This is a genomic window from Xanthomonas sp. 3307, from assembly GCF_014199735.1.
Classification (GTDB): Bacteria; Pseudomonadota; Gammaproteobacteria; order Xanthomonadales; family Xanthomonadaceae; genus Xanthomonas_A; species Xanthomonas_A rydalmerensis.
Map to the genome: position 1 here is coordinate 365,028 of NZ_JACHOG010000003.1, position 23,459 is coordinate 388,486.

At 67.1% G+C, this 23,459-nt stretch carries 13 protein-coding genes; 12 read left to right on the forward strand and 1 reads right to left on the reverse strand.

What is annotated here, in order from left to right:
- Position 1 precedes the first annotated feature (1 nt).
- The 9 genes from GGR64_RS10190 (at position 2) to GGR64_RS10230 (ending at position 19,145) form a co-directional block, all read left to right on the forward strand.
- Entirely contained in the window at positions 2–532 is a 531-nt protein-coding gene (locus GGR64_RS10190; RefSeq protein ID WP_160965644.1) for a chemotaxis protein CheW, read from the forward strand.
- Between the two features lie 40 nt (positions 533–572).
- Positions 573–2,609 carry a methyl-accepting chemotaxis protein gene (locus tag GGR64_RS10195; protein WP_184446928.1) on the forward strand — a complete coding sequence of 679 codons (2,037 nt, stop codon included), beginning with the start codon at positions 573–575 and terminating at the stop codon, positions 2,607–2,609.
- A 111-nt stretch (positions 2,610–2,720) separates the two neighbouring features.
- Positions 2,721–9,983 carry an Hpt domain-containing protein gene (locus GGR64_RS10200; RefSeq protein ID WP_184645608.1) on the forward strand — a complete coding sequence of 2,421 codons (7,263 nt, stop codon included), beginning with the start codon at positions 2,721–2,723 and terminating at the stop codon, positions 9,981–9,983.
- A complete protein-coding gene (locus GGR64_RS10205; protein ID WP_184645610.1) occupies positions 9,970–11,316 on the forward strand; it encodes a chemotaxis protein CheB in 1,347 nt (448 codons plus the stop codon). The genes GGR64_RS10200 and GGR64_RS10205 overlap by 14 nt, the downstream gene beginning before the upstream one ends.
- 73 nt (positions 11,317–11,389) lie before the next feature.
- Positions 11,390–11,866, forward strand: coding sequence for a chemotaxis protein CheW (locus tag GGR64_RS10210; RefSeq protein WP_184645612.1), 477 nt, complete (start codon positions 11,390–11,392; stop codon positions 11,864–11,866).
- A gap of 134 nt (positions 11,867–12,000) precedes the next feature.
- Positions 12,001–16,830 carry an RHS repeat domain-containing protein gene (locus GGR64_RS20845; protein WP_260302981.1) on the forward strand — a complete coding sequence of 1,610 codons (4,830 nt, stop codon included), beginning with the start codon at positions 12,001–12,003 and terminating at the stop codon, positions 16,828–16,830.
- Positions 16,817–17,206: an ankyrin repeat domain-containing protein gene (locus GGR64_RS10220; RefSeq protein WP_260302982.1), complete on the forward strand. Its 390-nt coding sequence runs from the start codon at positions 16,817–16,819 to the stop codon at positions 17,204–17,206. The genes GGR64_RS20845 and GGR64_RS10220 overlap by 14 nt, the downstream gene beginning before the upstream one ends.
- Before the next feature lie 92 nt (positions 17,207–17,298).
- Positions 17,299–18,360: a N(4)-(beta-N-acetylglucosaminyl)-L-asparaginase gene (locus tag GGR64_RS10225; RefSeq protein WP_184645614.1), complete on the forward strand. Its 1,062-nt coding sequence runs from the start codon at positions 17,299–17,301 to the stop codon at positions 18,358–18,360.
- 14 nt (positions 18,361–18,374) lie between these two features.
- Entirely contained in the window at positions 18,375–19,145 is a 771-nt protein-coding gene (locus GGR64_RS10230) for a copper homeostasis protein CutC (protein WP_184645900.1), read from the forward strand.
- Between the two features lie 77 nt (positions 19,146–19,222).
- On the opposite strand, the gene GGR64_RS10235 is transcribed toward GGR64_RS10230, so the two are convergent.
- Complete coding sequence (locus GGR64_RS10235; protein WP_184645616.1) at positions 19,223–20,314, reverse strand: sialidase family protein; 1,092 nt, start codon at positions 20,312–20,314, stop codon at positions 19,223–19,225.
- Positions 20,315–20,426: 112 nt separating this feature from the next.
- Between GGR64_RS10235 and GGR64_RS10240 the strand changes: the two genes are divergently transcribed.
- The 3 genes from GGR64_RS10240 to GGR64_RS10250 all read left to right on the forward strand — a co-directional run bounded on the left by GGR64_RS10240 (position 20,427) and on the right by GGR64_RS10250 (position 23,417).
- Positions 20,427–21,803 carry an alpha-L-fucosidase gene (locus GGR64_RS10240; protein WP_184645618.1) on the forward strand — a complete coding sequence of 459 codons (1,377 nt, stop codon included), beginning with the start codon at positions 20,427–20,429 and terminating at the stop codon, positions 21,801–21,803.
- A gap of 376 nt (positions 21,804–22,179) precedes the next feature.
- Complete coding sequence (locus GGR64_RS10245; protein ID WP_184645620.1) at positions 22,180–22,635, forward strand: hypothetical protein; 456 nt, start codon at positions 22,180–22,182, stop codon at positions 22,633–22,635.
- Positions 22,636–22,715: 80 nt separating this feature from the next.
- The gene (locus tag GGR64_RS10250) at positions 22,716–23,417 is read left to right on the forward strand and encodes a hypothetical protein (protein WP_184645622.1); all 702 of its coding nucleotides are present in this window, start codon (positions 22,716–22,718) and stop codon (positions 23,415–23,417) included.
- Positions 23,418–23,459 lie beyond the last annotated feature (42 nt).

The following is a 23,459-nucleotide window of genomic DNA, read 5'->3' on the forward strand; positions in this document are numbered from 1 at the left end:
CATGCGCTCGCCCTTCGACATCCTCGAGGCCTACGAGCGGCGCAGCCTGGCGCACGCGGTGCAGATGCCCGAACGCGCGTTCGACGACGACGTCTGGCGCGGGGTCGGCTACCGCGTCGGCAAGCGCCACCTGGTGTCGGATTTCCGCGAAGTGGTGGAGATCGTGCGCATGCCGCCGGTCACCCCGGTGCCGGGCGCGCAGCCGTGGCTGCTCGGCGTGGGCAACCTGCGCGGCAACCTGTTCCCGGTGGTCGACCTGAAACAGTTCCTGGAAGGCGAGCGCACCACGCTGCAGGAAGGCCAGCGCGTGCTGATCATGCGCCAGAGCGGCGGCGACGTGGCCCTGACCATCGACGAGCTGTTCGGCCAGCGCAGTTTCACCGAGGCGCAGGCGGTGGAGCCGGGCGATCTGGCCCAGGGCCGCTACGCGCATTTCATCGACCGCGCCTTCCGCGGCGACGCCCAGGACTGGGGCGTGTTCTCCCTGTCGCTGCTGTCGCGCACTCCCGAATTCCGGCAAGCCGCCGCCTGAGCGCGCGCGCTGCCTCCGCATCGAAGACCGAGGTCGCATCATGAGTACTGCTCCGGACGCCCGCAAGGCCAGCAAGCTCGGCAGCGTGGGCACGAGTTTCTGGCTGGGCCTGCTGGCGTTGTCGCTGGTCGTGTTCGGCGCCAACACCGGCGTGGCCACCTGGCAGGGCAACCGCCTGGCCGGCGCCAGCACCGGCGCGGCCGACCTGCAGGTGCTGTCGCAACAGCTGGCCAATCAGGCCCGCGACGCGGTGTCCGGCAACGCCGAGACCTTCAAGCAGTTCAAGCAGACCAAGGCGAAGGTGGAAACCACCGTCGCCGAGCTCAACGCGCGCTACGCCAACGAGACCGGTGTGTCCGGGCCGTTGCAGACCCTCACCGGCACCTGGGCGCCGCTGGCCAAGAACGCGCAGCAGGTGGTGGACAGCGAGCCGGCGGTGCTGGCGCTGGCCGGTAATGCCGACCGCTTCGTCGGCGGCGTGCCGCAGCTGCAGGCGCAGTTGAACGAGGTGGTGCGCGCGATGACCGTGGGCGGCGCCCCCGCCGCGCAGATCTACAACACCCTGCAGCAGGTGGTGGTGGCCGGCACCATGGCCCGCCGCGTCACCGAAATGCGCGCAGGCGGCCGCGGCGCGGCCAGCGCCGGCGACGCGCTGGCGCGCGACGCGGTGGTGTTCGGGCAGATGCTCGAGGGCCTGCGCAACGGCAACGAGGAACTGGGCATCGCCCCGGTGCGCAACCCCGCCGCGCTGGCCGCGCTGGAGCAGTCGCAGGCGCAGTGGGCGGAGATGAAGAAGGACCTGGACGCGCTGCAGGCCAGCTCGCGCAGCCTGTTCGCCGCGCAGTCCGCCGCAGCGGCGCTGACCGCCGGCTCGGGCAAGATGCTGGAGGACAGCAAGAAACTGTTCGACGCGTTCTCCGCGTTCGGCTCCACCCGCGACACCCGGTGGTTCCCGAACTTCTGGCTGGGCGTGATCTCCGGCCTGCTGGCGCTGCTGTCGATCGTCGGTTTCGTCTGGACCACGGTGCGCAGCCGCAGCCGCGAGCAGGAAATCCGCCTGCAGACCCAGGTCGAATACAACAGCCGCAACCAGCAGGCGATCATGCGCCTGCTCGACGAAATCAGCTCGCTCGGCGAAGGCGACCTGACCGTCAAGGCCTCGGTCACCGAGGACATGACCGGCGCCATCGCCGACGCGATCAACTACGCCGTCGACGAACTGCGCCACCTGGTGACCACCATCAACGACACCTCGGCCAAGGTCGCCGTGTCCACCGAGGAAACCCAGGCCACCGCGCGGCAGCTGGCCGAGGCGGCGGGGCACCAGGCCGAGCAGATCGGTTCGGCCTCCGAGCGCATCAACGAAATCGCCGCCAGCATCGAGCAGGTCTCGCGCAACTCCACCGAATCGGCGGAAGTGGCGCAGCGTTCGGTGGTGATCGCGGCCGAGGGCGCCGGCGTGGTCCGCGAGACCATCCAGGGCATGGACCAGATCCGCGACCAGATCCAGGAGACCTCCAAGCGCATCAAGCGGCTGGGCGAGTCGACCCAGGAAATCGGCTCGATCGTGGAACTGATCAACGACATTTCCGAGCAGACCAACATCCTGGCGCTCAACGCCGCGGTGCAGGCCGCCTCGGCCGGCGAGGCCGGCCGCGGTTTCGCCCTGGTCGCCGACGAAGTGCAGCGCCTGGCCGAACGCACCTCCGGCGCCACCCGCCGCATCGAAGGCCTGGTGCAGACCATTCAGGCCGATACCAACGAAGCAGTCAGCTCGATGGAGCAGACCACCTCCGAAGTGGTGTCCGGCGCGCGCCTGGCCGAGGACGCCGGCACCGCGCTGACCGAGATCGAGCGCGTGTCCAACGCGCTCAACACCCTCATCAAGAACATCTCCATCGCCGCGCACCAGCAGTCGGCGGCGGCGATCGACATCACCCAGACGATGGACGTGATCCGGCAGATCACCGGACAGACCTCGCAAGGCGCGGGACAGACCGCCGAATCGATCGGCCGCCTGGCGCAACTGGCGGCGGACCTGCGGCGCTCGGTCGCCGACTTCAAGCTGCCGGCGTGAGCGGGCCGGAACCGGGTGGAAGGAAGCGCACATGACGTACCGTGAACAACTCCCGCATCCCGTCGCCGCGCTCGCGCGGCACGGCGCGTGCCCGGCCGTGGAGATGCGGCGATGAGCGCGCTGCGCGATGCGATGAGCCATGCCGCGCTGGGCTGGGTCAAGCCGGAACTGGACGAGACCCTGCGCCAGGTGCGCGGCGAGATCGAAGCCTTCGTCGAGGAACCGGCCGACACCGGCCGCATGCGCTTCTGCGCCGGCTACCTGCACCAGGTGCAGGGCACCTTGCGGATGGTCGAGTTGTACGCGCCGGCGATGGTCGCCGAGGAGCTGGAACTGCTGGCGATCGCGGTGCAGAACGGCCAGGCGGCCGACCGCGACGAGGCTTGCGCCACGCTGATGCGCGGCACCGTGCTGCTGCCGGACTACCTGGAGCGCCTGCAGGACGGCCATCGCGACATTCCGATCGTGCTGCTGCCCTTGCTCAACGAGATCCGCGCCGCGCGCGGCGAAGCCGGCCTCAGCGAAGGCGCGCTGTTCGCGCTGGCGCCCGACGCGGCCGCCGCCACCGAGGCCGAGTTGGACCATGCGCGCGGCAGCCTCGCCGGGCGCAACCGCGAGCTGCTCGACACCGTCGGCACCGCGATCAAGGAAGAACTGCTGCGGGTCAAGGACGCGCTGGACCTGCACCTGCGCACCGGCGGCGATGTCGCCGCGCTGCAGACCCAGGTCGATGAGCTGGGCAGCGTCGCCGACACCCTGGGCGTGATGGGCCTGGGTGTGGCGCGCAGCGTGGTGGTGCAGCAGCGCGACGCGCTGCGCAGCATCGTCGACGGCACCCGCGCCGCCGACGAAGGCCTGTTGCTGGATATCGCCGGCGCGCTGCTGTACGTGGACGCCTCGCTCGACGACCAGGTCGCCTACCTGGGCGCCGGCGGCGACGTGCACGACGACGCCAGCGCCGCCGAGGCGCGGCGCACGGTGGAAGTGCTGGCGCACGAGGCCATCGCCAACTTCGGCAGCGCCCGCGAGCATTTCGTCGCCTTCATCGAGACCAACTGGGACCATGCGCGTCTGGACGAGGTGCCGCGCCTGCTCGGCGAGGTCGCCGGCGCCTTGCGCATGCTGGAACTGCCGCAGCCGGCCGACTACCTGGAAGGCGTGCGCCGTTACGTCGCCACCGAACTGATCGGCAAGCGCCGCGTGCCCAGCGGCCGCCAGCTCGACACCCTGGCCGACGCGATGGCCAGCCTCGAGTACTACCTGGAGGCGCTGCGCGAGCGTCGCCCCGGGCGCGAGGAGATCCTCGACATCACGCGCAGCAGCCTGGAAGCGCTGCGCTACTGGCCGTTGCCCGAGACCGCACCGGCCGCGCCCGGCGTGTTGCCGACCGGAAGCGAAGCCACCGAGGCGGGCGAGCAGGCGCGGTCGACGTCGGCCGAGCCGATCGTCGAACCCGATGCCGCGACCATCGCCGCGCCGACCGTGCCGGCCTGGGATCTGGCATCGGCCGAGGACACGCCGGACTTGGCGACGCGCGCACCCGACGCCACGCCGTCCGCACCGCAGGCGCCGCAGTGGACCCTGGCGACGGACGAAGCCGATACCGCGGCCGAACCCGTTTCCGTGCCGGCCGATGATGGCGCTGCGCGCGACGAGCACGAGCGCGAGTCCACGGCACCGTCGCAGGCGCTCAGTTTCGATCCGGTCGCGGCCGAACAGGACAGCTGGACCGGCACCGCCGAGCCGCTGCACATCAGCCTCGATTCGCTGGTGCTGGAACAGGACGCGCTGCGGCCGGAAACGCCGCCCGCGTTCGCGCAGGAGGACGATGCTGCAGCTGTACCTACGGTCTCCGTCTCCGATGTCGCCAGCTTCGATCCGGTGGCCGCCGAATACACCGAGGAGGCGCAGACTGAGACGCCGGCCACGCTGGCGGGCCTGGACGAACGCGACGATCCGAACCTGATCGTCGTCGACGCGCCGGTTGCGGCAGAAGACACCGATGTGCTGGTCATCGAGCTGGAAGACGCGCCGGCGTTCGCCGACGCGCCGACCGCCGCGGCCGACGAGGTTCACGAGCTCGACTGGCACGCGTCGTCGGCGGTACAGGACGACGACACGACGCCTGCGCTGCCGTCGGATCCGGTCGTCCTGGTCGACACCGAGGCGCATGACGCGCCTGCGCTTGCAGCCTCCCACGACGACGCCCATCGCGATGCGCCGGCCGATGTGCCGTCGACGCCCGAACACGCCGAGTCGCTGTCGTCGACACCGCAGGACTCCGAAGCGGCACCGCAGCACGTCGTGCCCGAGGCCGAGACCGGCACCTCCGATGCTCATGCGCCTGCCGTGTCGGACGTCGAAGCCGCCTTCCTCGCCGACCTGGAAGCCGCGGCCGCGCAGTTCGATGTCACCTCTGCCGCGAGCAGCGGCGAGCATGCCGCCGCACCCGCCAGCGCGGAGGCGAGCGCCGCGCCCAGCACCGCGCCCGCGGCTGCAACGCCTGCCCTCGAGGCCGGCTTCATCGACGGCGATGGCGAGATCGACGACGAAATCCGCGCGGTGTTCCTCGAGGAGTTCGACGAGGAACTGGTCAATCTCGGCACGCTGCTGCCGGCTTGGCGCGCCGCGCCCGGCCACACGGAAAGCCTGCGGCCGATCCGCCGCGTGTTCCACACCTTGAAGGGCAGCGGCCGCCTGGTCGGCGCGCGCGTGCTCGGCGAGTTCAGCTGGAAGATCGAGAGCATGCTCAACCGCGTGCTCGATGGGTCGCGCCCGGCCAGCCCGGCGGTGGTGGCCATGGTCGAGCAGGCCTATGCGGTGCTGCCGCAGCTCAATGCCGCGCTGCGCGGCGAAGGCGCGGTGCAGGCCGATCTGGACGCGATCCAGGCGGTGGCCGAGCGCATCGCCGCCGGCGAGGAGGCCTTCTATTTCGCCACCCCGCAGGCTCCGGCCGCGCCGCGCGCGGGCACGCCGGCGTCGGTGGACAGCGTGCTGCGCGAGATCCTCGAAGCCGAGGTCGCCACCCACCTGGAGACCGTGCACGCCTGGCTGCAGCACGCGCCGCAACCGGCGACCGAAGCGCTGCTGCGCGCGATGCACACCATGAGCGGCGCGTTCGCGATGACCGACGTGCCGGAGATCACCGCGGTCACCGGCCCGGCCGAGAGCTACATCAAGCGCGCACTGGCCGGCGGCAGCGTGCCCAGCGCCGAGGGCGTGCGTGCGCTCGAGGAGTCGGCGCGCGCCATCGCCGCCACCATTGCGGAACTGCAGGCGCCGTCGCCGGTGATTCCGCCGTTCACCGACCTGTCGCAGCGCCTGCGCGCATTGGTGGAGACGCTGCCGGAAGTGCAGTGGCCGCCGATCGCGTACGACGAGGACGACGAAGACCTGTCCGCGTCCGCACCGGCCGAGGCCGGCCTGGATGCGCAGGCCGTGCAGGCAGTGGAACTCACCGCGGCCGACGACCTGTCGGCGTTCGTGGGCGATGCCGCGCATCTGCACGAAACGCTGCCGGCGGACGAAGCGGCCACGCAGGCCGACGAGACCGATGCCGATCAGCGTACCGCTGACGTCCACGCGGACATGTCGTCCGCGCCGTCCTCGGACGCGGCACCGGAGACCACGCGGGCCGATGCCGAGGCTGCCATCGACGCTGATGCTGATGCGGCCATGCCGGCATCGGCGAGCGAGGACACGGCACCTGCAACGGATGTTTCCACGCAGGACCACCCGCCGACCGAGCACGCGACACCGGTCGAAGCGGCGGCGACATACGACGCGCGCGAGGCAGACGGGCAGGCAGCATTGGCGCAGGACGGCCAACTCGACGAACTGACGGTCGAGGCGCCGCTAAGCGTGGAGCAGGTGCCGGCCGAGCCGGCGCCGGAAGCGCTGGAGCCGGGCGCTGAGCGGGACGCGGAAGTGGATGCGGTTGTCGCCGATGCTGCCACCGACACGCCGATGGACGAGCAGGAACTGCAGGCGCCGGAGCACGATGGCGACGCGCAGGGTTCCGAGGATCGCCAGGCTGACGTACACGCCGAGGAGACCCAGGATGCGCCCGTGCACCCGCAGGATGCGCCGGCGCCGGATCATTCGGAAGCAGATCGCGACGCCGAGGCTCAGGTGACCGACGCGCAAGCCGAGGAAACCCGGGAGGTATTCGCGCACGGGCAGGATGCGCAAGCATCGGATCATTCGGCAGTGGACCGCGACGCCGAGGCGCACGCGACCGAAACCCAGGATGAGGCAACGCAGGAGACGCCCGCGCAAGCGCAGGAGTCCGATCACACTGCAGCGGACCATGATGCCGACGAACATGCGACCGACGCACAGGCGAGCGACATCCAGGATGCGTCTGCAGACGGGCAGGATGCGCATGCATCGGATCATGATGATGCGCACCACGACGCCGACGCGCCCGCAGGCGACGCCGACCAAGCGCACGAGCAGCAACTCAACGAAGACGCGCCTGCGATCGGCTTGCGCCAGCAACCGTTGGCGCCGTCGAGCGGCTGGCGCCACGACGGCGCGGCCTCGGCCAACGACGACACCGAGGCCGCCGCCGAGCATGGCGACGCCGCCCCGGATGCCGCGTCGCACCCGGACGAGCTGACAGGCGAGGGCGGTGCCGCCTCCGGCACCATCGACGCGGTGGGCGAGCACACCGAGGCCGACGCGGATGCGGCGCACGTCGAGCCGGCCGATGTGGCGGCGCACAGCGCATCGCACGACGCTGGCGGCGAAGCGGATGACGCCGCGCACGCACCCCCGTCCGACGACGCAGCCGTGACTGACCCGCATCACGCGACCGCCGACGCGGCGCATGATGCGCCCGAGGACGACGCGACTCGGAACGACACGACCACGTCGGCGGATGCCGACACAGCGGGCTCTGCCGACAGCACGCAGCACGACCCTCACACCGACGCGGAAACAGCCGATTCCGCACAGGCCCCGGCCGACAGTGCGCCTGCCGATCTGCCGGCGGCCGATCTCGGTCCGCTGGATTTCGCCGACCTCGACCGCGAGCTGGTCGATATCTTCGTCGACGAAGGCAAGGACCTGCTCGACCATTGCGATCGCCTGGTTGCCCAGCTGCGCGCCGCGCCGCAGGATCGCGATGTGCTCGGCGGCCTGCAGCGCGACCTGCACACGCTCAAGGGCGGCGCGCGCATGGCCGGGATCAACGCCATCGGCGACCTCGGCCATGGCATCGAGTCTTTGCTGGAGGCGGTCGCCGCCCATCGCACCGAACTCGACCGCCAGGACGTGCAGTTGCTGGAACGCGGTTTCGATCGCCTGCACCAGTTGCTGACCCTGACCGGCAACCACCGCGCGGTGGCGATGCCGCAGGAACTGATCGGCGCGTTCGACGCGCGCACGCACGGGCGGGCGCCCACCGCCGTCAGCGACACCGAGCGCGTTGCTGCGGCGCCGGTGACGGTGGCCGACGCCGCCCCGGCCGACACCGCTCTGGCGGCCGTGCCGGCGCCACTGTCGGCACCGCTGCCGGTGGAGGGCACGCTCGACGACGAGTCGATGCTCGCGCGGCCGATGCAGGAACAGGTGCGCGTGCGTGCCGACCTGCTCGACCGCCTGGTCAACAATGCCGGCGAAGTGGCGATCTATCGCTCGCGACTGGAGCAGCAGTTGGGCGCGTTCCGCGGCGCGATGGCCGAACTGGACCGCACCAATGCGCGTCTGCGCGACCAGTTGCGGCGTCTTGATCTGGAAACCGAGGCGCAGATCGTCGCCCGCTACCAGCGCGAACAGGACCAGGCCGAGCAGAGTTTCGACCCGCTGGAGCTGGACCGCTTCTCCACGCTGCAGCAGCTCAGCCGCGCGCTCAACGAGTCCGCGGCCGACCTGGGTGGCCTGCAGGGCGTACTCGACGACCTGGCGCGACAGTACGACGGCCTGCTGCAGCAGCAGTCGCGCGTCAGTTCCGAGCTGCAGGATGGGCTGATGCGCGCGCGCATGGTGCCGTTCGATGGCCTGGTGCCGCGGCTGCGGCGCGTGGTACGCCAGGCCGCCAGCGAAACCGGCAAGCAGGTGCATCTGAGCCTGGAAGGCACCCACGGCGAACTCGACCGCAACGTGCTCGACCGCATGGTCGCGCCGCTGGAGCACATGCTGCGCAACTCGGTCGCGCACGGCCTGGAAGCGCCGGAACAGCGGCGTGATGCGGGCAAGGCGGAGGAGGGCAACATCGCCATCCGCCTGCGCCGCGAAGGTTCGGAAATCGTGCTGGAAGTGGCCGACGACGGCGCCGGGCTCGACCGCGAGGCGATCCGCCGCCGTGCCGAGCAGCGCGGGTTGATCGCCGCCGACGCGGCGCTGTCCGACGACGAACTGGATGCGCTGATCTTCGCGCCCGGGTTCAGCACCTACGACCAGGTCAGCCAGCTGGCCGGCCGCGGCGTGGGCATGGACGTGGTGCGCAACGAAGTGCGCCAACTCGGCGGCTCGGTGGACATCCACTCGGTGCGCGGCCAGGGCGTCACCTTCACCCTGCGCCTGCCGCAGACCCTGGCGGTGACCCAGGCGGTGTTCGTGCAGATCGGCGACACCACCTTCGCGGTGCCGGTGGCCTCGGTCAGCGGCATCGGCCGCATCGGCCGCGAACGCTTCGAAGCCGGAACCGGTGGCTACCGCTACAGCAACGAGGAGTACGCGCTGTACGACCTCGGTTCGCTGGTCGGGCAGGCGCCGGCACGGGCCGAAGGCCAGGCACAGGTGCCGTTGCTGCTGGTGCGCGCCGGCGACCTGCGCGCGGCGGTGGCGATCGACCAGGTGCTCGGCAACCGCGAAATCGTGGTCAAGCCGGTCGGCCTGCAGATCGCGTCGGTGCCCGGCATCTACGGTGCCACCATCACCGGCGATGGCCGCGTGGTGGTGATCCTCGACATCGCCCCGCTGGTGCGCCGCTACCTGGCGCAGCCGCTGCGGCCGGTGGTGGAGGCCGCGCCGACCGAACAGCGCCGCGTGCCGCTGGTGATGGTGGTCGACGACTCGCTGACCATGCGCAAGGTCACCGGCCGCGTGCTGGAACGGCACAACTTCGACGTGGTGTCCGCGCGCGACGGTGTTGAGGCGCTGGAGCGTCTGGAAGAGCGCGTGCCCGACCTGATGCTGCTGGACATCGAGATGCCGCGCATGGACGGCTACGAACTGGCGACCGCGATGCGCGCCGACCCGCGCTACGCCGCCGTGCCGATCGTGATGATCACCTCGCGCAGTGGCGAAAAGCACCGCCAGCGCGCCTTCGAACTGGGCGTGCAGCGCTACCTCGGCAAGCCTTACCAAGAGTTGGATCTGATGCGCAACGTCTACGACCTGCTGGGGATCGCCCGTGTTCGCGAATGACGGCGACGCCGCTTCCACGCCGGTCGCGTTGCTGGCCCGTCCCGGCAAGGCGCGTGAGCGCCTGCGCGAAGCGTTGCACTTGGTCGGCGCGGCGATCGTGCTGGAAGACGACCCCGGCGCGATCGATGCGCAGACCCTGGCTGATGCCGCTCCCAGTGCGGTGCTGATCGCGCTGGAGCCGGCGATCGAGGATGCGCTGGAGCGGCTGGATGCGGCGCTGGCGCTGCCCGGCATCACCGTGATCTTCGACGAGGCCGAGCTGGCCGCGCGCCGCGAGGGCTGGGAAGCGCAGCGCTGGGCGCGGCACCTGGCGGCCAAGCTGCAAGGCCATCAGGACGTGCTGCCGCCCGGCCGCGAGACCGAGACCGGCCTGCAGCCGGAGCCGGGCCTGCCGGCGACGCCGGCGCAGTTGCACGATGCCGCGCCGATCGGCGTGCACGTCGACGAAGCCGCCAGCTTCGCGGAGGCCGCGCCGGAAGATGGCATGTACACCTGGCAGCCGCCGGCCGATGTCGCGCCCGGCTTCGAGGAACTGCAGTTCGCGCGCGCCGAAGCCGCTGCCAGCGAAGCGCCTGTGGTGCCGGCTGCGCCGCATGCCGATGCCACACCGGCTGCGCCCGCCGCCGCACCCGCGGCGCTGCCGGCCAGTGCCTGGTCGCTGGTCGACGACGACGCGCCGCTGAGCGCGCCGCCGCCGCGCGAACCGCAGCGCAGCGTGCAGTTCTCCACCGAAGGCTTGTCGCTGGTGGCGCTGGACTCTGAGGAGCCTACGTCCCCGAGCGGTGCCGGCCCCGGCGCCCGTGCCGATGCTGCGCGCGGCGCCGTGCTGGTGATGGCCGGTATCGGCGGCCCCGACGCGATCCGCCGCCTGCTCGCCGCACTGCCGGAGCGCTTCCCGCTGCCGTTGCTGGTGCAGTTGCGCCTGGACGGCGGCCGCTACGGCAACCTGGTCAAACAGATCGCGCGCGTGTCCGCGCTGCCGGTGCTGCTGGCCGAGGCCGGCGAGCCGGTCGTTCCCGGCAACGTCTACATCCTGCCCGACGACGTCGGCGTGCACGGCACGGCCGGCCTGCGCTTCGTCGCCCAGGACGCCGGCGCTTCGGTAGTCGCCGGCCTGCCGGCCGCGCACAGCGCAGTGCTGCTGCTCAGCGGCAGCGATCCGCAGCAGGTGGAGGCGGTGCTGGCGCTGGCCGCGCAGGGCGCCTGGGTGGCCGGGCAATCCGGCGACGGCTGCTACGACCCCGCCGCCGGCGCGCAACTGATCCTGCAGGGCCATCCCGGCGGCGATCCGGCGCAACTGGCCCAGGCCTTGACCGCGCGGTGGAGCGGCTGAGCGCGGCGGCCTACGCCGTTCCCCACTGAGCCCGCATCGCGCGTTTTTTTCGCTTTCAGGACGAAGTCATTCCATGAGCAGCTACGCCAGCAACGACGAAATCCGCGGTGTCCTGATCCTGGCCGGCAGCGAGCGCGTGCTGCTGCCCAACGCCACCATCGCCGAAGTGATGTCGCGCGTGCCGGTCGAACCACTGCCCGACGCCCCGCACTGGCTGCTTGGTCAGATCGCCTGGTACGGCTGGAAAGTGCCGCTGGTCTCCTTCGCCCGCCTGACCGGCCTGGGCGCCGAGATCGTGGCCGCCAACAACAAGATCGTCGTGCTCAAGGCCCTGGGCGGCAATCCCGACCTGCCGTACGTGGCGCTGCTCACCCAGTCCTTCCCGCAACTGATCTCCGTCCCCCGCGACGGCCTGCTTGCCGACGCCTCCGAAGAAACCCTACCGCCCGGCGTGCACATGCGCGTGCTGCTTGGCGAGCAGAGCGCGTTGCTGCCGGATCTGGAGGCGATCGAGGGGATGGTGGTGGAGCGGTTTGCGGTGGCGGGATGAATTTGTGTTCTTAATAAAGTATCAGATTGGAATTTGATTTGATCCAGGCTTGATAGGTCTGGAGTTCGGCGTGGAAAAATTGGTCTAATCTGGCCGGCGCATGCTGATCTTATTGAGTGAAAGGGATTGTGACTATGAAATCAAGTGCTTCTATTCTGGCTTTATTTTTAGGGGCGCTAAGTCTATGGTTTATTCCTTCGATGAATCTGCACGCGCAAGCCTCTCAGTATTGCTATGGTGAATCGTGCTTTGCCAGCCTTACAGAGGCTGAGTCCTACATGCGCGGTCAAGCGGACCATGGGGCCTATTTGGAGCGATCGGGTTCCAGTGTAAAAAACCCCGGTAGTAACTCTCCCTCTCTTATTATTTCTTATGCGGTGAAAGATCGTCCTCCTATTCGATTTTACGCCCCGGGCTATAGTAATGGAGCGAGCTCGCCAGGTGGCGCTCCGTTTTGTTCAAAAGCGGATGATCCCTATTTTGGATATGGAGGCATGTGCGCAAGTGAGGAGGAGATGAATGCAGAATTTATGGCCTACATGCGTCGGTCTTATCCGGACTGCTCATTAAGTAACGAAAGCTACCAGGGCTCTTATGCTGAGCCTTTTGTTTTCAGTAGTGCAGTGGGTGGGCATGGCCAGATAACCTTCGACACTCCGCAAGGAAGGTGGTTTCATTACGACATTCAATGTCCAAGTTGGCCGGCTAGTGATCCGCGCAAAAACCAATTGCAGAAATTTCAGAATTTTGATTGTGAGGCAGGATTTTGGCCGGTGTGGGGGTATAGTCCAGAGTACAATAACTCCGGGAATCCTGACTATATTGCGATTTGGCCAAATTTATGCACTGCAGGCCAAATTTATGCTTATATCGAGGTGCGGTCACCTCTAGGTATCACGCAGACATCATCGTGCGCTGCAAATTTGCATCCTTGTTTCCCAGCAACAGGCGACAAGTTGCGGGTAGAAGAGGATTTCGATTTTGCGGGTCGTCCCTTTGCGCGTTATTACCATTCTCTGCAGCAGATCCAGATCTCCGACACTATGGCCCAAGGCTGGGGTCATTCTTATTTGGAAAAAATTGGCTACGACGGTGTCCCTTATCTGATGTCAGCAGAGGGCTACTTCGAAAAATTCGTACTGTTGTCCGGCAATGCCTACCGCGGTTCTCGTAATGAATCCGACCTGTTGATCCGTCAGGGTAATACCTGGCTGCTTAAACGGCCTGGTGGAGAGCAAAGGACTTACAATACTGATGGACTATTGACGAACATCTTTTTCCAGGCGGCGCCTGACCGGAGTGTAAGTCTGTCATACCAAAAGGGACGCTTGCTCCAAGTAATGGATGGCTTGGGCCGCACGTTGTCGTTCTATTACGAAAACGGCTTGCTTTCTGCCCTAGCATTGAGCGACGGGAGCACGGTGCACTACGAGTACGATGCAGAGCGTAACCTCGCTGCTGTCGTGCGCCAGGATGGCAGTCGCCGTGAATACGTCTACAACGAGTCTGGCGCTGCACCGGCGTCGATACGTCATTTGTTGACCGGAATAGTAGAGGATGGCGTGCGCTATGCCTCTTTCACTTATGTCGATGACGGCAAGGTCGCTTCGAGCGGATTGCATGTCGATGCCGGGATGGTAGAGAAGACGACGTTGAACTACGTCGACAACGGTGCCGTGTTGGTTACTCAGCCTAATGGAACTAGCTATCAGTACACCATCGGCGCGGGAGCGTTTAGGCAAGTCACTGGTATCGTGGGGCCTAATTTATCTCTTTCGCGGACGTTTACCGATGATGGGCGTTTGGCGGCATCCGTCGATGGGAATGGCGTACGTAATACCTGGTCCTATGACGAATCCCTGAGTGGCGGCGGTTCGTCTATTACCGAAGTTGAGGCGGCAGGTAAAGCGGAGCAACGTACACGTACGCGGATACGTGACGCCGATAATCAGATTGTCCAGTTGCAGTCCTCCACATCGCAGGGTGTCAGTTCCATCACCAACTATGTGTACTCGGCGAACGGTGCCTTGTCTGCTCAGTGCACGATTGACCCAAGTAGCGCGAGCGCTTTGGCTTACAACTGTGGTTCCGCATCTGCACCGCAAGCCGGTGTTCGTCAGCAGTTGCTCAAGTATTGCTCAGCGGACGACGTCACTGGGAATGCTTGCCCAATGGCAGGGCTGCTGACGCAAAAGAGCGGTCCGCGGACAGACGTCAACGATGTCACCGGTTTTACCTACTACGCCACAGACGACAGCACCTGCGCCACGTCCCCAACCACCTGCCCGCACCGCAAGGGCGACCTTTGGAAGGCGACCAATGCGCTCGGCCAGGTCACCGAGTACCTGGCCTACGACGGCGCAGGCCGCGTGCTGTCGACGAAGGACGCCAATGGCGTAGTCACCGACTACACCTATCACCCGCGTGGCTGGCTGACTGCCAGCAAGGTACGCGGAGCCGACGACAGCAGCGAGAGCGATGATCGCATCACCGCGATCGACTACTGGCCGACCGGGCTGGTCAAGCAGGTGACCCAGCCCGATGGCGCGTTCACCCGCTTCACCTACGACGCAGCGCACCGGCTGACCGATATCGCCGACAACGCCGGCAACACCATCCACTACACCCTGGACAATGCCGGCAACAGGCTCAAGGAAGACACCAAGGACGCCTCGGGCGCGCTCAAGCGCACGCTCTCGCGGGTGTACAACCAGCTAGGCCAACTGGCCACGCAGGCCACCGCGCAGGGCGACCCGACCGACTTCGGCTATGACGGTAGCGGCAACACCAAGACCGTCACTGACGCGCTCGGTCATGTCACCCAGAACGACTACGACCCGCTCAACCGCCTGGCGCGCACGTTACAGGACGTTGGTGGCATCGCCGCCGAGACCACCTTCGGCTATGACGCGCTGGACAACCTGACCAAGGTCACCGATCCCAAGGGCCTGGACACCACCTACGCCTACAACGGCCTGGGCGACCTGACCATGCTCACCAGCCCGGACACCGGCAACACGACCTACACCTACGACAGCGCCGGCAACCGCGCCACCCAGACCGACGCGCGCAACATCAAGACCAGCTACGGCTACGACGCGCTGAACCGGCTGACCCAGGTCACCTATCCGACCACCAGCCTCAACGTCAGCTACGCCTACGACGTCAGCCAGAGCACCTGCGCCAGCGGCGAGACCTACGGCGTGGGCCGCCTGACCCGGATGCAGGACGGCAGCGGCAGCACCGATTACTGCTACGACCGCTTCGGCGAGTTGGTGCGCAAAGTGCAGACCACGAACGGCAAGGTGTTCGTGGTCCGCTACGCCTACACCAAGGCTGGGCAGCTGAGCCGGTTGATCTACCCGGATGGGGCGGTGGTGGACTACGTGCGCAATGCCCAAGGTCAGACCACCGAAGTCGGGGTGACGCCACCTGGCGGTACAAGACAGGTCCTGCTGAACCAGGCGACTTACTATCCGTTCGGCCCGGTGGCTGGGTGGACCTATGGCAACGGCCGTCCGATGCAGCGCGTGCTGGACCAGGACTACCGCCCGCTGGCAGTGAACGACACCCGCAGTGACGGTCTGGCGGTGGGCTTCGCCTTCGACCCGGTCGGCAATCTCAGCGCGCTGACCGCGCCGGGAAATACCGCGCCGGTGATCAAACTGGACTACGACCCGCTGGGCCGGCTGACCGCGTTCAAGGACGGCCCGACCGATACGGTGATCGATGGCTATAGCTACGACGCCACCGGCAACCGCCTCAGCGCCAAGGTCAACACCACCACGCAGACCTACAGCTATCCGACCACCAGCCACCGCCTCGGCAGCGTGGCCGGTACCGCACGCAGCTATGACGCGGCCGGCAACACGACGGCCATCGGTGGCACGGCAGTGCAGTACGTATATGGAGCAAATGGACGGCTGACACAGGTCAAGCGCAGCGGCACGGTCGTGGGGAACTACGCCTACAACGGCCGCGGCGAGCAAGTGCGGCGGGTGGGTAAGACCAACGTCTACACGCTGTACGACGAGAGCGGCCATTGGCTGGGCGACTACGACAACAACGGCGCGGTGGTGCAGCAGGCGATCTGGCTGGACGACCTGTCGGTCGGCGTACTGGCCAAGACCACGCTGCGCTACGTGCAGCCGGATCACCTGGGCACGCCGCGCGCAGTGATCGATCCGGTCCGCGACGTGGCGATCTGGCGCTGGGACCTGAAAGGCGAAGCCTTCGGCGCCACCGCTCCGGACCAAGACCCCGACAAGGATGGCGCTGCCTTCGTGTTCGATATGCGCTTCCCTGGGCAGCGTTACGACGCGCTGAGCGGGCTTAACCAGAACTACTTCCGTGACTATGAGCCAGGAACCGGGCGGTATGGGCAGAGTGATCCGATTGGGTTGGGAGGAGGGTATTCAACTTTTGGTTATGCCTTGGCGCGACCAATAAGCTCGTTTGACATGAGTGGCCTACAAGTCGTTCTTCCTCCTTTGTATTGGGCCGCGCCCGGTCCTATTTCGCCCGGAGGTCGTTACGGCGATTCATCTGGAGAAGATTTGGCTGGGACATATCGGGATCCACGGATGAGGGCGCCAACTTCATCTGAAGTGCTATCTGGCATTTTGATGGCAGGTGTGGATTTTTATAATTCGCCTATCCTTGGGGCTAACGGCTACCTGGCAAATAATGCATCTGATGATTCGGCGCGCAGAAAAGAAGAGTATAGTGCATACAAAGAGTTTCAACGGTCTGGATATCAGCGTGATCCTGATCATTGTAAGGAGTTAAGAAACCGAATTAATTTTTTGAAGGCATTGAATTCCATGCGTCAGACTTGGGATGCCTCTTGGCCTCATCCCAATTGGCCAGAGGGAAGACATGCTAAGACTATTTCCGAGGACGCGGAGACTATTCGGCGGCTTGAACAGCAATACAGGATGCAGTGCCCAAATGAATGCTCATGATGAATCTCTCCTGGATTCGGTTCTTACTAAATTTAGGGTGATGGCAATGTTTGAGGGCTATGAGGTGGAGGGGCCTGAAAGTCCTGGAATGGATGGGGATACGCCATTGCACGTTGCAGCAATGGATGGAAATTTTGAAGTTGTCAAAACATTCATTCCATTTGTAAAAAATATTAATGTTGGCGGCGATATTGGTAATGCTCCTCTTCATTATGCTGTGATGTGGAACCATCCAGAGGTGGCAAGGCTTCTTTTGAAGCATGGCGCGGACATCAATTTGCGGAACGACTATGGGGACACACCGATGAGTTTGATGAAAGGTCGGGCGGGCTTTGACGCAATCTTGCAGGAGCAGGCGGGCCGAGGCGCTCCTTGATGCAAGCAGGTCATTTAATCCCTTCCCACTCTGCCGCATGATGTAAGGCTAAGCGCACGCCCCCGCGCGCCTTCCCAACGCCGGAGCCTCCCATGCCGCAACGCCGCCACTTCCTGAAAACCGCCGCCTTCGGCGCCCTGGCCGCCGGGTTGGGCGGTGTGCTGCCGGGCGCACGCGCCGCGGCCAAGGCACAGGCCACGACCGGTGTCGGGCCGCTGCCACACGGCGCAGCAAGGGTGATCTCGACCTGGGACTTCGGGGTCGCAGCCAACCAGGCGGCATGGCAAGTGCTGTCGCGCGGCGGGGCATCACTGGATGCGGTGGAGGCCGGGGTGCGGGTGCCGGAGGCGGATCCGGACAATCACACGGTGGGGCTGGGCGGTTATCCGGACCGCGATGGGCGGGTCACGCTGGATGCCTGCATCATGGATCACACCGGCGGGTGCGGGTCGGTCGCGGCGCTGGAAGACATCGTGCATGCGATCTCGGTGGCGCGCCGGGTGATGGAGAAGACGCCGCATGTGATGCTGGTCGGCGATGGCGCGCTGCAGTTCGCGCTGGCGCAGGGCTTCGAGCGCACCAAGCTGCTTACGCCGGAATCGGAACAGGCGTGGAAGGAGTGGCTGAAAACCTCCCACTACGCGCCCGAGGCCAATATCGAGAACCGCGCCTATCGTCGCGGCACATTGCCCGGCGGCAAGGACAACCACGACACGATCGGCATGCTGGCGCTGGATGCGCACGGCAATCTGTCCGGCGCCTGCACCACCAGCGGCATGGCCTGGAAGATGCACGGGCGGGTCGGCGACAGCCCGATCATCGGGGCGGGGCTGTACGTGGACAACGAGGTAGGTGGGGCGACTTCCACCGGCGTCGGCGAAGAGGTGATTCGCAACGTCGGCAGTTTCGCGGTGGTGGAGATGATGCGGCAGGGCAAGAGCCCGGCCGAGGCCTGCCGCGAGGTGGTGATGCGCATCGTGCGGCGCAAGCCGCAGCTCACCCGCGACCTGCAGGTGGGGTTCCTGGCGATGAACAAGCGCGGCGAGGTCGGTGCGTTCGCGATCCAGCCCGGTTTCAGTTATGCGGTCTGCGATGCGCAGCGGCAGGATCTGCTGCTGCCCGGGCAGAGCCACTTCGCGGCGCCGGCGGCATGAGCGGCACGGTGAAGATGGGGCTGGAAGTGGCCGCCGATGCGATCGGCTCGGCGCTGGCCGCGCAGGATGGCGGGGCGATGCGGGTGGAGTTGTGCGGCGGCCTGGATGGCGGCGGGCTGACGCCGTCGTTCGGCACGCTGGCGGCGGTGCGCGATCGGTTGCGCATTCCGCTGTACGTGCTGATCCGTCCACGTGTCGGTGATTTCGTGTTCGACGCTGCGGAAGTCGAGGCGATGCGCCGCGACGTGGAGCAGTGCGTGCGGTTGGGCTGCGACGGGGTAGTGCTCGGTGCGCTGACCGCGGACGGCGAGGTGGATAGGGCGACGATGCGCGAGCTGATCGCCGCGGCCGGTTCGCTCGGCGTCACCTTCCATCGCGCCTTCGACGTTAGTGCCGATCCGCGGCGTGCCTTGGAAGACGTGATCGCGCTGGGCTGCGAGCGGGTGCTGACCTCCGGTGCGCGCGAGACGGCGGAAGAGGGCGCCGAACTGATCGCCGCGTTGGTGCGGCAGGCCGGCACGCGGCTGAGCGTGATGCCAGGGTCTGGCGTCACCGAGGCCAACCTGGCGCAGTTGCGTACGCGGACCGGCGCGCGCGAGTTCCATGGGTCGGCGCGTGGGCCGCTGGCGTCGCGGGCGCTGGCGCCGCATCCGCATGTGCGCGGCCTCGGCGGCGACCGCATGCAGACCGATGTGGCGCGGGTGCGGCGGATGGTGGCGATGCTGGAGGAGCCGGGACCGGGGACCCGGGACCCGGGGCCCGGAAAGGCGCACACCACGACCTGATCTGTCTCCGCCACAGCAGCGCTCTTGCTCTTGCTTCTCCGGGTCCCCTGTCCTGGGCCCCGAGTCCCGAGCAAGATTCACCTGACGCCGGCAGCCGCCGTTGACTCCACACCCAGCCGCTTCGGATCCAGCACCACATGCTTGATGCGCGTGCGCTTCCAGGTGTAGCTGATGTGCACCTGGCCGTCGCGGGTCTGGATCACCGCGGGGTAGGAGAACTCGTCCTTGGGGCTGTCTTCCAGGGTCAGCACGCGGGTCCAGTGCAGGCCGTCGTCGGACAGGGCGACGGCGAGCACGCCGCGGCCGTCCCACCAGTCCTTGCCGGCCTCGGTGGGGTTGTAGACGAGCAGGGAGCGGCCGTCGGCCAGCACCACCGCGTCGGTGCCGGAATTGGGGTTGGCGAGGTCCAGCAGGGTCATCGGCTCCCAGGTGCGGCCCTGGTCGTGCGACCATGTGCTGAACACGTGGTTCTGCTGGCTGCGGCCCACCGCCTGCAGGCGGCCGTCCTTGTGCAGCAACACGCTGGGCTGGATGGCACCGATCTTGGCCGGCTCGTTCATCGCCGGGCCGCGGGTCCAGTGCGCGCCGTTGTCGTCGGACCATTCCATGTGCGCGACCCAACCGGCGTCCTCGCTGCTGCTGGGGCTGAGGATGCGGCCGTCGGGCAACTGCACCGGCTTGTTCTTGATCGGGCCGAGGATGCCGGCGGGCAGGCGCTCGGGTGTGGACCAGTGATGGCCGCCGTCGCTGGAAGTGGTCTGCATGCCCCACCAGCGCTTCGGGTCGGGGCCCACCTTGTAGAACAGCCGCAGCGGCCCTTGCGCGGGCTGGAACAGCACCGGATTCCAGGTCGGCAATGGCTTGCCTTGCGGCTGCGTGCCGTCGGCCACGCGCTGCGCCGGTTGCCAGCCCGTTGCGTCACGGCGCGCCACCCAGATGGCGACATCGTCGGCGCCCTCGTGGCGGCCGCCGAACCAGGCCGCGAGCAGGCCGTCGCGGGTTTCCACCAGGGTCGAGGCGTGGCATTGCGCGGTCGGCGTCTGCGCGTTGACGAATTCGCTGTAGACGATGGGCGAGGGCGGCATCGGTGGCGGGGCGGCGGCGGCCGGGCCGGCGATGGCGCGCACGGCGAACAATGACAGCAGCGGAAACAGCGAAGGCGACATCATGTGGTACGGTCCTGTCCCGCCAACGGGGATACCTATTTATCATCAATTAAATACCATATGCTGACACCACCGGCAGCGCCGCCTGCCCGACAGACGCTTGCGAGGATCCGCCATGCCGAACCGCCCGCTCTCTCCGCTCCGCTGGCTGGCCGCGCTCGGCCTGACCGCCCTGGCCGCGCCGCCGCTGCTCGCCGAGAACTTCGCCGAGGTCAAACCCTCGCCGCAGCAGGTGGCCTGGCAGGACTTGGAATTCGGGGTGATCGTGCATTTCGGCACCAACACCTTCCTGGATCGCGAATGGGGCGACGGTACCGCCAGCCCGAAGGTATTCGCGCCGGACCAGGTGGATCCTGCGCAGTGGGCCCGCGCCTCCAAGGCGGCCGGCGCCAAGTACCTGATCCTGGTCGCCAAGCACCATGACGGCTTCGCGCTGTGGCCCACCGAGGACAGCGCCTACTCGGTGAAAAACAGCCCCTGGCTCGGCGGCAAGGGCGACCTGGTGAAGATGACCGGCGAGGCCGTGCGCAAGGAAGGCATGGGTTTCGGCATCTACCTGTCGCCGTGGGACCGCCACGAGCCCAAGTACGCCGATCCCAAGGCCTACGACAAGTTCTACGCCGCGCAACTGGTGGACCTGGCCTCGCACTACGGCCCGCTCACCGAGTGGTGGCTGGACGGCGCCGGCAGCGCCGGCCACGTGTACAACTTCGACAAGTACATGGAAGAGCTGCGCACCTACCAGCCCAACGCGATGGTCTTCGCCGATACCGCACTGTTCGAATACGGCGACGTGCGCTGGGTCGGCAACGAGGCCGGGGTGATCGAGGGCGAGAACTGGAACACCATCGATCGCCACGGCTATCTGCGCTGGCGCCCGGTCGAGGTGGATACGCCGCTGCACAAGTTGCAGTGGTTCTGGCACCCGAACAGCGACCAGACGCTGAAGAGCGTCGACGAGCTGGTGCAGATCTGGGAAGACAGCGTGGGCCGCGGCGGCCAACTTGTGCTGGGCATCGCCCCGGACAAGCGCGGCCTGCTGCCCGAGGCCGACGTCAAGCGGCTGGAGGAAATGGGTCAGGCGCTGCAGGCGCGCTACGGCGCCGACCGCAACCTGGTGCGCGGCCGGCTCAAGAGCGACGACAGCATCGCCGCGGCGGTGGACGGCGACCGCGACACCTTCTGGAGCGCGCCGGACGGCGCGCACCACGCCACCCTGGAGCTGCAGTTCAAGCAGCCGGTGACCTTCGATACCGCGCTGTCGATGGAATGGCTCAACGACGGCCAACTGGTGCAGAAGTACGCGGTGGAAGTGTTCCGCGACGGCGCCTGGGTCAAGGTGGCGCAGGCGCAGGCGATCGGCCACATGAAGATCGACCATTTCCCCGCGGTCACCGCCTCGCGCGTGCGCCTGAACATCCTGTCCAGCGTCGATGCCGCGCATATCCGCGAGTTCCAGCTGTTCAACGTGGGTGCGTCTGCCACGCGTTGAATCCTGCTCGCGGCGCACGACTGAAGCCGTACCCGGCGCGCTGCCGGGTGCGGCTTTTTCGTTGGAGCTGCGCGCTGCGTTTGTGGTGAGGGTGCCCGTACGCAGGCACAGTGGTTCCAAAATCGCTGCGAAGAAGATGGGGCGCGCGACAGTGCAAACTCCCCTCTCCCCCCGGGAGAGGGGTCGGGGGTGAGGGTACGGGTGCCGGTGAGAGTAGGCCACAAGCGCAGCCACTCCACGCAATTCGTGATCGAAGATCAATGGCGCAGTCGCCCGACGCGGTACGCTGCAGCGTCACACTCGTGCCTCGCCGGTGCCGCGACGCAAGCGTAGTGGCAGCCCACATCGCCCTGCCAAGCCCATGCAAGGACATCCTATGCTGCCGAATGCAAACGACGAAGCCACACCAGGCGAGGCGGGGCAGGCCACCGCGCAGGCACCTGCAGCCGCCGGGCGGCGCGACGATCACGCCGCAGAGATCGGGGCATTGCCGGCAACGTCCGGCGCCGCGTCCGCGTCTGCGCCCACCGCGACCCTCGCCAGTGCGCCGGTATCGGATGAGGCGGGTGTCGAGATGCGCGTCAGCCAGGCACCGGGCCTGACCGTGCCGTCGGCGGGCACGTACTTCGGCGAGCACAGCAAGACCGCCTTGGCGGCGCAGGCCGTCTTGCTCAAGAAAATGGAAGCGCCGGCGGCCGAGGATGCTTCGCAACTTCAGCTGATCGACGCGCCGACAGATGCCATCGTGGCCGTAGCGACGGCTGCACCGGGCCCGGCAGCCGAGCAGTCCGGCAACACCAACGACGCGCCGGATCACTCCGATGCCCGGTAGCCATTGAGCGCACGCTGCGCAGGCGGCCACGCGTCGCCGCACGACGGCATCCCCCACACATCACCCGCAGGGAGTAGCGCATGACCGAGACGCCGGATCCGAAAACCCAGGCCTTGTACGACATGACCCGCCAGTGGTTGGGACGTGAGTTGTCCGAGGAAGAGCGCGCGCAATTGCGCGCATTCGCCGCGTCGACCCAGGGAACGCCGCAGGCGACAAACGAGACGCCCAATCCGGCGGCGTCGTCACGTACTGCCGAGATCGAACGCACGCGGCAGCGGATCGATGCGGCCAGGCGCAGCGCGGATTCCGCCATCCGCGATGGCGACCAGGCGGCACACGATGCGATCGCGGCCGCAGCAGCGCTGGAACTGGCCTTGCCGAAAGGACACGCGGATCCGCATCTAGATGGAGCGACGTCGGTGGGCCAGCAGGCCGACTTTTTGGCCGATACGATCAGGCGCCAGGTAAAGGAGGAGGTCGATCGCCAGTTCGCCGCGCTCGCACAACAGATGCAGGCAGTGGTCGGCACAGCGCGTGCGCAGGGCCCGATTGCGCCGCCGCCATCATCGGTCGGCATGGTGTTCGGGAGCGCAGTGTCTGGGCAGCAGCAGAGCAACAAACCGGCGCAGGCGTCCCTCCAGGAGGTTGGGCAGACGCATGGCCCGGGTGCCACGGCCGGGGCGGTGGAGAAGATCGCCCAGGCTGGTGCCCCCGACAATCTGGCCAGCTTGCTGGTGGTGCTGCAGGCGTTCAAGAACAACACCCCGCCGAAGTCTTGAGCGGCATCTCTGACGACACGCTTTGCCACGGCGTAGCGCGAC

Coding starts and splice junctions, on each gene's coding strand:
- GGR64_RS10200 (WP_184645608.1), top strand. CDS start 2,721: ATGAGCGCGCTGCGCGATGCGATGAGCCATGCCGCGCTGGGCTGGGTC.
- GGR64_RS10190 (WP_160965644.1), top strand. CDS start 2: ATGCGCTCGCCCTTCGACATCCTCGAGGCCTACGAGCGGCGCAGCCTG.
- GGR64_RS20845 (WP_260302981.1), top strand. CDS start 12,001: ATGAAATCAAGTGCTTCTATTCTGGCTTTATTTTTAGGGGCGCTAAGT.
- GGR64_RS10250 (WP_184645622.1), top strand. CDS start 22,716: ATGACCGAGACGCCGGATCCGAAAACCCAGGCCTTGTACGACATGACC.
- GGR64_RS10225 (WP_184645614.1), top strand. CDS start 17,299: ATGCCGCAACGCCGCCACTTCCTGAAAACCGCCGCCTTCGGCGCCCTG.
- GGR64_RS10220 (WP_260302982.1), top strand. CDS start 16,817: ATGAATGCTCATGATGAATCTCTCCTGGATTCGGTTCTTACTAAATTT.
- GGR64_RS10195 (WP_184446928.1), top strand. CDS start 573: ATGAGTACTGCTCCGGACGCCCGCAAGGCCAGCAAGCTCGGCAGCGTG.
- GGR64_RS10240 (WP_184645618.1), top strand. CDS start 20,427: ATGCCGAACCGCCCGCTCTCTCCGCTCCGCTGGCTGGCCGCGCTCGGC.
- GGR64_RS10210 (WP_184645612.1), top strand. CDS start 11,390: ATGAGCAGCTACGCCAGCAACGACGAAATCCGCGGTGTCCTGATCCTG.
- GGR64_RS10245 (WP_184645620.1), top strand. CDS start 22,180: ATGCTGCCGAATGCAAACGACGAAGCCACACCAGGCGAGGCGGGGCAG.
- GGR64_RS10235 (WP_184645616.1), bottom strand. CDS start 20,314: ATGATGTCGCCTTCGCTGTTTCCGCTGCTGTCATTGTTCGCCGTGCGC.
- GGR64_RS10230 (WP_184645900.1), top strand. CDS start 18,375: ATGGGGCTGGAAGTGGCCGCCGATGCGATCGGCTCGGCGCTGGCCGCG.